Origin of the sequence: Polaromonas glacialis (assembly GCF_000709345.1) — a bacterium.
In the GTDB taxonomy this organism is placed as follows: Bacteria; Pseudomonadota; Gammaproteobacteria; order Burkholderiales; family Burkholderiaceae_C; genus Polaromonas; species Polaromonas glacialis.
Genome location: NZ_KL448324.1, coordinates 238,973 through 250,494, shown reverse-complemented (window position 1 = coordinate 250,494; position 11,522 = coordinate 238,973). Strand labels below are relative to the sequence as shown.

The following is an 11,522-nucleotide window of genomic DNA, read 5'->3' as shown; positions in this document are numbered from 1 at the left end:
ATGATCCGAAAAAATGCATCAAATTTGCCTTTTACGCACGTCCTGCATGCGTTGACAGCTATTGTTTTAATAGCGTCTTCAGCGCAGGCGCAATCTGCTCCCTGGAAGCCCGACCGCGCCGTCACGCTGGTGGTGCCCTACGCGGCCGGCGGCGGCACCGACGCCACAGCGCGCGCTGTCTCAAGGCAGCTCGGCGTGCTGTGGGGTCAGCCGGTGGTCGTCGAGAACGTTCCCGGCGCCGACGGCCTGATCGGCACGCGGCGCGTGATGGACGCCAAGCCCGACGGCTATACCTTGCTGCTGCAGGTGCCGGGAATCGTCGTGACCAAGTACACGCCAGGGCTTAAGGGTATAGACCCGCTGGCGCGGCTGGAGCCGGTCACCGCCGTGTCGCAATCGCCTGCCGCCATCGTCGCCAGCGCCAAACTGCCGGTCAAGACGCTGGCCGAGTTCGTTGCGTACTGCAAGACGTCGGTGCAACCGTGTTCGCTGGCCACCGGCGAGAGCCTGGCGCGCATCTCGGGCCGGCAGCTGGCGGCAGAAGCCGGCATTCCCAACCTCATCGTCGTCAATTACCGCGGCACCGGCGCGATCGTCACCGACCTGGTGGCCAACAACGTCAACCTGTCGTTTACCGGCATCACCGCCGCGTTGCCGCACTACCGGGCCGGCACGCTGAAGATTCTGGCCACCCAGGGCAAGACGCGCGCGGCCGCGCTGCCCGACGTGCCGACCACGGCCGAAGCGGGTTTTCCACAGTTCCAGTCCGTCACCTGGTTCGGCCTGTTCGCGCCCAAGGGCACGCCCGCCGCCGTGACGCAGGGCATCGTCGCCGCGCTGCGCGAAGCGGTGAAGGATGCCAACGTGAAAAAGACGATTGCCGCCGCCGGCGCAGAGCCGGTGGTCAATTCGCCGGCCGAATTCGCTGCTCAGGTGCGCACTGAGAGCGACCGCCTGGGCGCGCTGGTCAAGCTGTACCCGCTTGAGTGAATCACCAGCGTCATCGCCACACGTGCCACGCTCCCTGAACGCATTGAAATCGAAACGCCCATGACCGCACCATCCCAACCCGAACAAACTGCAGTGCCCTGCGTGCTGATGCGCGGCGGCACCAGCAAGGCGCTGTTCTTCCATGAAGCCGACGTGCCTCCCGCCGGCCCGGCGCGCGACCGTCTGCTCAAGCGCGCCATGGGCACGCCTGACGTGATGCAGATCGACGGCCTGGGCGGCTCGCGAGCGGTCACTTCCAAGGTCGCCATCATCCGGCGATCAGCGCGCCCGGATGCTGATGTGGACTATACCTTCGCGCAGGTCGACATCGACCGCGACCAGGTCGGGTATGACGGCAACTGCGGCAACATTTCGTCGGGAGTCGCGCCGTTTTCCATCGATGAGGGCTTGGTGGACGCGGTCGAACCGGTCACCACCGTGCGCATCTACAACACCAACACCGACAAGCTGCTGGTGTCGAGGGTTCAGGTACAGGGTGGCAAAGCGCGTGTCCTGGGCAACTGCGCGATTGCCGGCGTCCCTGGTACCGGCGCCGAGATTCTGATGGACTATTGCGGCACCGTCGGCGCCAAGACCGGCAAGCTGCTGCCGACGGGGAATAGGGTCGATACCGTCACGCTCGAAGACGGCCGCCGCATCGAGGTCACGGTCTGCGACACCGCCAACCCTTGCGTCTTCATCGCCGCCGCGTCGCTGGGCCTTTCCGGCAGTGAACTGCCGCAAGCCATCGCGGCCGACGCCGGGCTGATCGAGACGATCGGCGAAATCCAGTCCAAAGTCGGCCAGCAGATCGGCCTGTACAAAGACTGGCGAGACGTGCACCTGCCAGGCCTGCCGCTGGCCGTGCTGGTGGCGCCGCCGGCGGACTTCACCGACATGAACGGCGCGGCGCAAAACGCCGCCGACATGGACTTGCGCGCGCGCCTGGTCTTTATCGGCCAGTGCCACGAAAGCATGGCCGGCACCGGCTCGATGTGCACCGCCGCCGCATCGCGCGTGCCGGGCACGCTGGTCAACCGGGCGGTGGGCGCCCGCGCCGCGACCGGAACACTGCGCATCGGCCACCCGCTCGGTGTGATGGAGGTCAAGGTCGTCGCCCAGCCTGGTGTGGACCCGGCGCAAACGACTTTCCTGGCGCTCGGCCTGACGCGGACCGCACGGCGGCTGATGGCCGGCATCGTCTATGTGCCGAACGACGACGCCTGATATTCCCACCCCATTCAAACCAGGAAACATAGAAATGACTCATTTATTCAAACGTCGCGTTGTGCTTGGAGCATGCACAATTGCCATCGCCCTCACGGCTGTCGGTGCTGCCGCTCAAACAGCCAGCGGCCTGCCCACCAAACCGGTGCGCATCGTGGTCGGTTACCCGGCTGGTCAGACTGTGGACATCATCGCGCGCAGCTACGCCGCGGCGCTGACCAGGGAACTCGGTCAGCCGGTCTATGTCGATAACCGTGCCGGGGCGAACGGCAGCCTGGGCGCGCAGGAGGCCAAGAAAAGCGCGCGGGACGGCACCACGCTGCTGCTCGGAACGCTGGGCCAGATGGCCGTAAACCCGGCGCTTTACAAGAAACTGCCCTACGACACCCTGAAGGACTTTGCGCCGGTGTCGCTGGTCAGCTTCGGGGCCTTGTATCTGGTGGCCAACCCGGCGTTTCCGCCCAACAACATCGCCGAGCTGCTGGCCTATGTGAAGTCGCATCCCGGTGCCGTCGATTACGCCTCGGGCGGCAACGGCATCACCGCACACTTGGCAATGGAATTGTTCCAGTCGCAGGCCGGCATCAAGCTCAATCACATCCCGTACAAAGGCACACCGGTGGCGCTCAACGATGTGATGGGCGGACAGGTGCCCATCATGTTCGACGCCGGAGCGTCGGCGCTGCCGCATGTCAAGTCGGGCAAGCTGAAGGCGCTCGGCGTGACCAGCCTCAAACGCAATCCGGAGGCGCCGTCCGTTGCCACGCTGGACGAGCAGGGTGTCAAGGGTTTCAACGTGCTTTCCTGGGTCGGCTTTCTGGCGCCGGCCGGCACCCCGCCGAACGTCGTTTCCGCGCTTAACGCCGCCATCGGGCGCGCGTCGGCCAGTCCTGCGCTCCTGGCGTCTATCCGGGCCTCGGGCTCGGAGCCGGTGCTGGAGTCGCCCGCGTACTTCGGCACCTTCCTGCAGGCCGAAATGAAGAAATGGGGCAAGGCGGTGGCCGATAGCGGTGTCCAGATCGACTGAACTTGAAACATCAAACTGGAATGACATGAAAACAACGACCCTGACAGCAAGCCCTTCGACTGGCACCTCGGCGACGCAAGCCACCGACCCAACCGGCCCGACCGGCCAGCTCTGCGACTGGCTCGCCGGCTTCCACCTCGGCGACGCGCCCGATTCGGCACGCGAACGCGCCAAGGCGTTGACGCTCGACGGCATTGCCTGTGCCATCGTCGGCGCCCAGTTGCCATGGTCGCGAACGGCGGCGAACATCGTGCAGAAGTTTGAGGGGCGCGGCGACCGCACCCTCGTCGGTTGGGGCGCCAAAACCAGCGCGCCGGGCGCTGCGCTTCTCAACGGCACCTTCATCCAGGGCTTCGAGCTCGACGACTACCACCCGCTCGGGCCGTTGCACAGCGCATCTGTCGTGTTGCCCGCGCTGTGGGCCGCCTCCGAAGGCGATGCGAAAGTCAGCGGCCGCGAGTTCCTGCAAGCCGCGCTGGTCGGCTACGAGGTCGGCCCGCGCGTTGGCATGGCGCTGCATGGCGCGCAGATGCTGTCGCGCGGCTGGCATTCGGGCTCGGTGTTCGGCACGCACGCGGCGGCGGCAGCGGTCGGCAAGCTGATGGGGCTGGACGCGGCGCGCTTCGAGGATGCGCTGGGCCTGGCAGGAACGCAGTCGGCCGGACTCATGGCGGCGCAGTACGAAGCCATGTGCAAGCGCATGCACCACGGCTTTTCGGCGCGCAACGGCCTGTATGCGGCGGTGCTGGCCGAAGGCGGCTACACCGGCATCAAGCGCGTGTTCGAGCGCGAATACGGCGGCTTTCTGTCGACCTTCGGCGAAGGCCACGATCCCGATGCGTCGCAGATCACCAGCGGCCTGGGTCAGCGCTGGGAGGTCGAGCGCATTGTCATCAAGCCCTATGCAGCGATGGGCGGCATTCACTCGCCGCTCGATGCGCTGTTCGAGATCGGCCGCCAGCGCGCGCTGAACGCCGGTGACATCGCACGCATCGAATGCGACGTCTCACACGCGGTCTTCCACCACGGCTGGTGGGTGCCCGAGCGGCCACTGACGCCGATCGGCGCGCAGATGAACATTGGTTATGCGCTGGCGGTGGCGGCGATCGACGGCGCGGCGATGGTGGCGCAGTTTTCACCGGCGCGCATCGACGCCGACGACGTGTGGGCGCTGCTGGCGAAGGTCGAGGTGCGGCACGACCCGGCTTTCGACGTGGGCGGGCCGATGAAACGGGGCCAGACACGGGTGGCCGTGACCTTTACCGACGGCCAGCGCATCGTCGTTGAACGCGCTGCGTCGCGCGCCATTGAATCGCCGCAGAACAGCGACGAAGTGGCCGCCAAGTACCGCACGCTGACCGACGGCCTGATCGACGCGCCGCGCCAGCAAGCCATTGAGCAGATGGTGCGTTCACTTGAAGACCTGGGCGACATACGCGAACTGCTGGCGCTGCTAGCGCCGCCCGTCAACGCCGCATTCGATTAACTCAGGATATATCCATGCAAGCGTCAAAGACTTCTCTCGCCGCGCCGTTTCGGCGCAACGCACTGGCCCGTGGTGCATCGCTGTTGCTCGGGATCACGCTCGCTAGCAACGTGCTGGCACAAACGACCGACGCCAAATGGCCAGCGCGGCCCATCAGGCTGGTGACACCCTTTTCCGCCGGCGGTCCCGGCGACGACACGGCGCGCCTCATCGCCCATGGTCTGTCAAAGGCGCTGGGCCAGTCCGTCGTCGTTGACAACAAACCCGGCGCAGGCAGCATCATCGGCGCCGATGCGGTCGCCAAGGCCGCGCCGGATGGCTACACGCTGCTTGCGGCCGCCAACGGCACATTGATCAACAGCCTGATCCGAAACAAGATGCCCTATGCCGCGGCCGACCTGGTGCCGGTGACGGGTGTCTCTTCTTCGCCTTCGCTGCTGGTCATCGATCCACAGATCAAGGCGACCAATCTCAAGGAATTGCAGGCCTTTGCCAAGTCAGACAAGAACGGCCTTTTCTTTGCGACAACAGGCATTGGCAGCACCAGCCACTTCTCGGGCGAAATGCTCAAGGCAAGCATGGGTGTGCCATTGACCTTCGTGCAATACAAGAGCGGTGGCGAAAGCAGTCTAGCGCTGCTGGCACGCCAAGTGCAGTTGCTATCAGAGGTGCCTTCCGTCGGCATGGTGGCGCTGGCCAAGTCCGGTAAAGTGCGTGCGCTTGCCGTGGCCTCCGACAGGCGGCTGCCGCAATTGCCGGAGGTACCCACCACCGCTGAAGCCGGGTTTCCTGAGATACGCATGACCCACTGGCTTGGGCTGATGGCACCGAAGGGTACGCCACCCGAGGTGCTCGACCGTATCAACAGTGCAGTGCAAAATTTCATTTCGAGCCGCGAAGTGCGGGAAACCATGGCAGCGAGCAATTCGGAGCCGATGCTCGGCGACCGTGCGCAGTTCACCCGTTTTATCGACATCGAAAACAAACGACTTGGCAAGATCGCCACCGATCTGAAGATTCTTGCGCAATGAATAAGCACGGAAAAATCCCCGCTGTCTTCATGCGCGGCGGTACCAGCAAGGCGCTGATGTTTCATGAGCGCGACCTGCCCGCTGACCGCAGCGCCTGGGACGCCATCTTCCTGGCCGCAATGGGCAGCCCCGACCCAAATGGCAGGCAGCTCAACGGCATGGGCGGCGGCGTGACCTCGGTGTCCAAAGTCTGCGTGATCGGGCTGCCCAGCCGTGATGATGCAGATGTCGACTACACCTTCGCCCAGGTGCTCGTGAAGGAAGCGCGCGTCAGCTACAAAGGCAACTGCGGCAATATGTCTGCGGCTATCGGTCCATTCGCAGTCGATGAGGAACTGGTGGCGGCATTCGATGGCGAAGCGGTGGTTCGGATTCACAACACCAATACCAAGAAGATCATCCGGGCGACATTCAGCGTGATGGACGGCCGGGCAGCCATCGACGGCGACCTGGCGATTCCCGGGGTTGCGGGCACGGGCTCGCCCGTCAAACTGGATTTTCTTGACCTTGGCGGCGCAGACACCGGCCGACTCTTGCCCACCGGCAACGTGGTCGACCGCCTGTCCGTCGATGGCCTGGGCGAGGTCGAGGTATCGATCGTGGACGCGGCCAACCCTTGCGTGTTCATCGATGCCACCAGCCTGGGTATGAGTGGCGTAGAGATGCCTGAGCTGCTCGAGCGCGATGCCGTCACGATGGAAAAATTGATCTCGATTGGCGCGCATGCGGCGATCGCCATGGGTTTTACGGGGAACGCCCAGGAAGCGCGCAAGCGTTTACCCTTGATTGGCGTGGTCACGTCGCCGCAGGACAACCCGACATTGTCCGGCGAAGTGGTCCCTTCCGCATCTGCGGACCTGGTTGTCCGCATGCTGTCGTCCGGACAGCCGCACCGTGCGCTGCCAGTAACGGGATCGATTTGCGCAGCGGTCGCGGCCCGCATTCCCGGGACGATTCCGCACCGCTTGGCGCAGACCACGGGGGGTGCGGCCGTCCGCCTGGCGATGCCATCGGGCGTGATCACGGTCGATGCGAGCGTCCATGATGACGCGGGAACCTGGCGCGCCGGTCACGGGACGGTGTTCCGTACAGCGAGAAGGCTGTTCGACGGATCGGTGTATTTCTGAGACAAAAAGCAATGCTGGCCCAACGCATCAATTTATTAAAAAAGGAGACATCCATGAAATTCAAGCTGCTACGGCACATTTTGCCCATTTCGATACTGGTCACAGCCTCGGCAAGCGCCTTCCCGCAATCGGCATGGCCTGCAAAGCCAATTCGAATTGTGGTTGCCTTAACCGGCGGTGGCGCGCTGGACGCGAGCAGAGTATGAACTTTCTAGTTAACCGCCGCCTCGCGGTAACTTTTCTCGGCGCCTGTGCGCTACCGGCTTTCGCTCAAAGCGGATGGCCCGGCAAGCCGATTCGCCTCGTGCTGCCGTTTTCCGCAGGCGGCCCCGGTGACATCACGACGCGTCAGATTGGGCAGGCGTTGTCGCTGCAGCTCAAGCAGCCCGTCATCGTTGACAACAAGCCCGGCGCTGGCGGCATCATTGGTTCCGACTTTGTCGCCAAGAGCCCGGCCGACGGCTACACGCTGCTGATCGCGGGTAACGGCGCCATTGCCAACGCCCTGCTACGTCCGAAGATGCCCTATGCCGAGACCGACTTCGTGCCGGTAATCGGCACCAGCAACAGCCCTTCGGTCATCGTCATCAACGCGTCGAGCCCGATCAAGAATTTGAAGGACCTGCAGGCCTACGCCAAGACCCGCCCCGGCGGCATTACCTTTGGCACGGCCGGGGCCGGCAGCACCGGCCACTTCGTCGCCGAGATGCTCAAGTCGGCGCTCGGCGTGTCCGTTACCGTGGTGCATTACAAGAGCGGCTCGGAAACCGTGGCCGCCATTATTGGCGGCCAGATCGACCTGGCTTCGGAATCTCCCGTAGCAGTGCAGGGCTACCTGCGCTCCGGCAAGCTGCGCGGGCTGGCTATCACCAACGACAAGCGGCTGGCCTCGCTGCCTGATGTAGCAACAACCGCCGAGCAGGGCTTTGCAGTGATCCTCATGCAGCACTGGGGCGGGATCTTCGCGCCGCGCGGCACGCCGCCAGCAGTGCTGGACCGCATTGGCGCGGCCTGGAACGCAGGCTTCCTGGCCGACGCCAAGCTGCGCAGCGATTTCGAGGCCAACGGTTCTTTTCAAACGGGAAGCGGCACGCGCGCCGAGTTCGAGCAATTCCTGCGCAGCGAGAAGCAGCGCCTGGGCAAGATCGTGGCGGATTCGAAGATGACGCTGGAATAGGCCGCGCGCCGGGCAGCCTACTGTCGCCATCTCAAACGCGGCACCCAACATCCCCCGGAACATGTCGCCAGCCGGTGCGCCCTCATGCGCGGCGGTATCAGTAAAGCACTGTTTTTGTGCCAGAACACATTGTGTAAACGCAAAACGTGAAGACACCCACTGAAAGTAAACGATGAATAAATTATCGATGTCTGAGTCTGCTGCCTGGACTGCCCGCAATCTGGACGAGAGCTGCTGGACATCCCGCGCGTCACCATCTGCTGAACTGGGCGTGAACATGAATGGAAAGGTTTCGTGATGCTGCAAGGCTTGATGCAAAACCAGCCATTATTGATTTCATCGCTGATCGATTTTGCGCAGCGCCATCATGGCGATGCAGAGATCGTGTCGCGCCGGGTCGAAGGCGATATTCACCGCTACACCTACAAGGATGTGGCGCGCCGCTCGCATCAGGCGGCCAGGGCACTGGATGCGCTCCAGCTCAAGTTCAGTGACCGCGTCGCCACCCTGGCCTGGAACGGTTACCGCCACCTGGAGCTGTATTACGGTGTCAGCGGTTCAGGCCGCGTGCTCCACACCATCAACCCGCGCCTGCACCCCGACCAGATCGCCTGGATCGCCAACCACGCCGAAGACCAGGTGCTGTGTTTTGATTTGTCTTTTCTGCCGCTGGTGCAGGCGGTTCATGCGAAGTGCACAAGCATCAAACATTACATCGCGCTGTGTGATGCCGACAAGCTGCCCGAGGGCAGCGGCATCCCCGGGCTGTGCAGCTACGAGTCCTGGCTGGCCCCGCACGCGCCGGAGTACGAATGGCCCAGCTTTGACGAGAACTCGGCCTCCAGCATGTGCTACACCAGTGGCACCACCGGCCATCCGAAAGCCGCGCTGTACAGCCACCGATCGTCGGTGCTGCATGCGTACGCAACGGCCCTGCCCGACGTGATGTGCCTGTCGGCGCGCGACTCGGTGCTTCCTGTGGTGCCGATGTTCCATGTCAACGCCTGGGGCATTCCGTATTCGGCCGCCTTGACCGGCTGCAAGCTGGTGTTTCCCGGCCCGGCGATGGACGGCAAGTCCATCTTCGAACTCATCGAAGCCGAGGGCGTTACATTCGCCGCCGGCGTGCCAACGGTGTGGCAGATGATGCTGGGCCACATGCAGGCCAACGGTCTCAAGTTCTCGCGGCTAAACCGCACGGTGATCGGCGGCTCGGCCTGCCCGCCCGCAATGATCCATGCCTTCCAGGAAGACTACGGCGTCGAAGTGCTGCACGCCTGGGGCATGACGGAAATGTCACCGCTGGGAACCTTGTGCACGCTGAAGAACAAGCACCTGTCGATGTCCAAAGAAGAGCAGATGAAGATACGCCTGAAGCAGGGCCGGGCCATCTATGGCATGGACATGAAGATTGTTGGCGAGGACGGCAAGGAAATCGTCTGGGACGGCAAGGCCTATGGCGATCTGCATGTCAAGGGCCCATGGATCATCGCCGAATATTTCAAGGGTGAGGGCGGCAATCCCCTGGTGGACGGCTGGTTTCCGACCGGCGACGTGGCGACGATTGATGCCGATGGCTACATGCAGATAACCGATCGTAGCAAGGACGTGATCAAGTCCGGCGGCGAGTGGATCAGCTCCATCGACATCGAAAACATCGCTGTGGCGCACCCGGCAGTGGCCATGGCAGCTTGCATTGGTGTGAAGCACCCGAAATGGGACGAGCGGCCCATTCTGGCCGTGGTGAAAAAGCCGGGCGCAGAAGTCACGCGCGAGGAACTCATCAAGTTCTACGAAGGCAAGACGGCCAAATGGCAAATCCCCGACGACGTCGTGTTTGTCAATGCTATTGCATTGGGCGCCACCGGAAAAATGCTCAAGACACGGCTGCGGGAAATGCTCAAGGACTACACGCTGCCAGCGCATTGACGAGGACGTCGAGAGAACCGCGTTCTGTCCCTGCTTAAGCGCCTTGGCTGTGCGGACGCAAGAGATTGCCTCAGATCGATCAACACGGAGACCACAAACACCCTAATCCTGAACAACCCTCCGTTCCAAACCTCCGTTCCCTGCGTTCTCATGCGCGGCGGCATCCGCAAGGCGCTCTTTGTCCATGACCGCGACGTTCCCGCCGCGGAGACTGAACGATGGCAGCGCCGTACGTGCCTGCGCTTTAAGCAACCCGAATTTCAACTTTCATTCACCAAAGAGACATATGAAAATCACAAAAAAATCAACTCATTCCCGCGCATTCACATGCGGTGCTGCCGCTGTTGTGGCAATGTTTGGGCAGTCGGCGCTGGCGCAAAGCAGCGTCACCTTGTACGGCACGGTCGACGGAGGCTTCGCGCTGCTGCGCAGCGGCGCGCCGGGAGTGGGTACGGTGAAGGCCGTCACCTCGGGCATCAGCAGCGGTTCGCGCTGGGGACTTCGTGGTAGCGAGGATCTGGGCGGCGGCCTGAAGGCCATCTTCCAGCTGGAAGCCGGCCTGGAACTGGACACCGGTGCGGCGAAGGCGTTCTCGGGCAACCCCTCGACAGCAACGCCCACTGCGCCCAACGGCGTATCGGCTACTGGATTTAACCGGCGCTCGTATGTGGGCCTTCAAAGCGACTACGGAACGCTTACGCTGGGTCGGGACTACACGCCGCTTTATCACGCAGCCCTGGCCACAGACATCTTTAGATTAGGCATGTTTGGCAATCTTCAGACGTTTGTCGGGCCAGCAGGCGGCTCCGAGCGCTTTGCCCGTGTGAGCAATGCCGTGTTCTATACATCACCCGAATTCAACAGCATCAAGGCGCGCGCCGTGTACAGCCTGGGTTCGGAAAGCACAGGCGCGGCAGGCGGTCTGCCCAAGGATGCCAATAGATTTTTAGGCGTCGGCGCCGAGTATGCCAACGCAGGCCTGGTTCTGACGGCTTCTTTTCAGGAATTGAAGTACCCGGTGGTAGGTGGCACTCCGGCCGCCTTCACCGGTGCGACCGCCAACCGACGCGATGGGCTGATCGGCGCCAAGTACAGCTTCGGCGACTTCGCGCTCGCGGGGGGTTACTGGAAAATCACTGCGCCGCAGAACGCAACCGATGCGTGGGTGGGCGCGTCAATGAACATCGGCAAGGGATCGGTGATGGCTCAAGTGCAACGATTGAAGCAGGACAATCCGACGGGCGCACAGCGCAAAGGGACGGCTTTTGGGCTTGGCTACATGCACAACCTGTCCAAACGGACCGCCCTGTATGCGAGCTACGGCAGCGTTTCCAACAATGCCACCGGCGCATTCGCCGTGGCTTCCAGCGACGTGTCCGTAGCTGCGGGTGTTACGGGCGCCAACCCGAGTGCGCTGGGCTTGGGCATCCGTCACAACTTCTAATAGTTTGACCTCGTCTAGGAACCGGCCATCGTCAAGACGGGTTCACCGGAGGCATACTCTTACTTAACTTTGAATACTAGAGAA

Annotated in this window: 10 protein-coding genes; all 10 read left to right on the top strand. The window is 63.0% G+C overall.

Annotated elements, in window-relative coordinates; all coding sequences use genetic code 11:
- The 10 genes from EC86_RS0121425 (at position 1) to EC86_RS27235 (ending at position 11,438) form a co-directional block, all read left to right on the top strand.
- Positions 1-990, top strand: a complete 990-nt coding sequence (locus EC86_RS0121425; protein WP_051676235.1) for a Bug family tripartite tricarboxylate transporter substrate binding protein — start codon at positions 1-3, stop codon at positions 988-990.
- A 60-nt stretch (positions 991-1,050) separates the two neighbouring features.
- A complete protein-coding gene (locus tag EC86_RS0121420; RefSeq protein ID WP_036773737.1) occupies positions 1,051-2,217 on the top strand; it encodes a 2-methylaconitate cis-trans isomerase PrpF family protein in 1,167 nt (388 codons plus the stop codon).
- A gap of 34 nt (positions 2,218-2,251) precedes the next feature.
- Entirely contained in the window at positions 2,252-3,244 is a 993-nt protein-coding gene (locus EC86_RS0121415) for a Bug family tripartite tricarboxylate transporter substrate binding protein (RefSeq protein WP_029527908.1), read from the top strand.
- Positions 3,245-3,269: 25 nt separating this feature from the next.
- Entirely contained in the window at positions 3,270-4,730 is a 1,461-nt protein-coding gene (locus EC86_RS0121410; RefSeq protein WP_051676234.1) for an MmgE/PrpD family protein, read from the top strand.
- A 14-nt stretch (positions 4,731-4,744) separates the two neighbouring features.
- Positions 4,745-5,761 carry a Bug family tripartite tricarboxylate transporter substrate binding protein gene (locus EC86_RS0121405; protein WP_051676233.1) on the top strand — a complete coding sequence of 339 codons (1,017 nt, stop codon included), beginning with the start codon at positions 4,745-4,747 and terminating at the stop codon, positions 5,759-5,761.
- Positions 5,758-6,888 carry a 2-methylaconitate cis-trans isomerase PrpF family protein gene (locus EC86_RS0121400; protein WP_029527905.1) on the top strand — a complete coding sequence of 377 codons (1,131 nt, stop codon included), beginning with the start codon at positions 5,758-5,760 and terminating at the stop codon, positions 6,886-6,888. The genes EC86_RS0121405 and EC86_RS0121400 overlap by 4 nt, the downstream gene beginning before the upstream one ends.
- 53 nt (positions 6,889-6,941) lie before the next feature.
- Entirely contained in the window at positions 6,942-7,094 is a 153-nt protein-coding gene (locus tag EC86_RS0121395) for a hypothetical protein (protein WP_156955429.1), read from the top strand.
- Positions 7,091-8,065, top strand: a complete 975-nt coding sequence (locus EC86_RS0121390; protein ID WP_029527903.1) for a Bug family tripartite tricarboxylate transporter substrate binding protein — start codon at positions 7,091-7,093, stop codon at positions 8,063-8,065. The genes EC86_RS0121395 and EC86_RS0121390 overlap by 4 nt, the downstream gene beginning before the upstream one ends.
- Before the next feature lie 297 nt (positions 8,066-8,362).
- On the top strand, positions 8,363-9,994 hold the full coding sequence (locus EC86_RS0121385; protein WP_408633932.1) for a 3-(methylthio)propionyl-CoA ligase: 1,632 nt from the start codon (positions 8,363-8,365) through the stop codon (positions 9,992-9,994).
- A gap of 184 nt (positions 9,995-10,178) precedes the next feature.
- Positions 10,179-11,438: a porin gene (locus EC86_RS27235; protein WP_084181646.1), complete on the top strand. Its 1,260-nt coding sequence runs from the start codon at positions 10,179-10,181 to the stop codon at positions 11,436-11,438.
- Positions 11,439-11,522: the final 84 nt, after the last annotated feature.

Coding starts and splice junctions, on each gene's coding strand:
- EC86_RS0121420 (WP_036773737.1), top strand. CDS start 1,051: ATGACCGCACCATCCCAACCCGAACAAACTGCAGTGCCCTGCGTGCTG.
- EC86_RS27235 (WP_084181646.1), top strand. CDS start 10,179: ATGACCGCGACGTTCCCGCCGCGGAGACTGAACGATGGCAGCGCCGTA.
- EC86_RS0121390 (WP_029527903.1), top strand. CDS start 7,091: ATGAACTTTCTAGTTAACCGCCGCCTCGCGGTAACTTTTCTCGGCGCC.
- EC86_RS0121410 (WP_051676234.1), top strand. CDS start 3,270: ATGAAAACAACGACCCTGACAGCAAGCCCTTCGACTGGCACCTCGGCG.
- EC86_RS0121425 (WP_051676235.1), top strand. CDS start 1: ATGATCCGAAAAAATGCATCAAATTTGCCTTTTACGCACGTCCTGCAT.
- EC86_RS0121405 (WP_051676233.1), top strand. CDS start 4,745: ATGCAAGCGTCAAAGACTTCTCTCGCCGCGCCGTTTCGGCGCAACGCA.
- EC86_RS0121385 (WP_408633932.1), top strand. CDS start 8,363: ATGCTGCAAGGCTTGATGCAAAACCAGCCATTATTGATTTCATCGCTG.
- EC86_RS0121395 (WP_156955429.1), top strand. CDS start 6,942: ATGAAATTCAAGCTGCTACGGCACATTTTGCCCATTTCGATACTGGTC.
- EC86_RS0121415 (WP_029527908.1), top strand. CDS start 2,252: ATGACTCATTTATTCAAACGTCGCGTTGTGCTTGGAGCATGCACAATT.
- EC86_RS0121400 (WP_029527905.1), top strand. CDS start 5,758: ATGAATAAGCACGGAAAAATCCCCGCTGTCTTCATGCGCGGCGGTACC.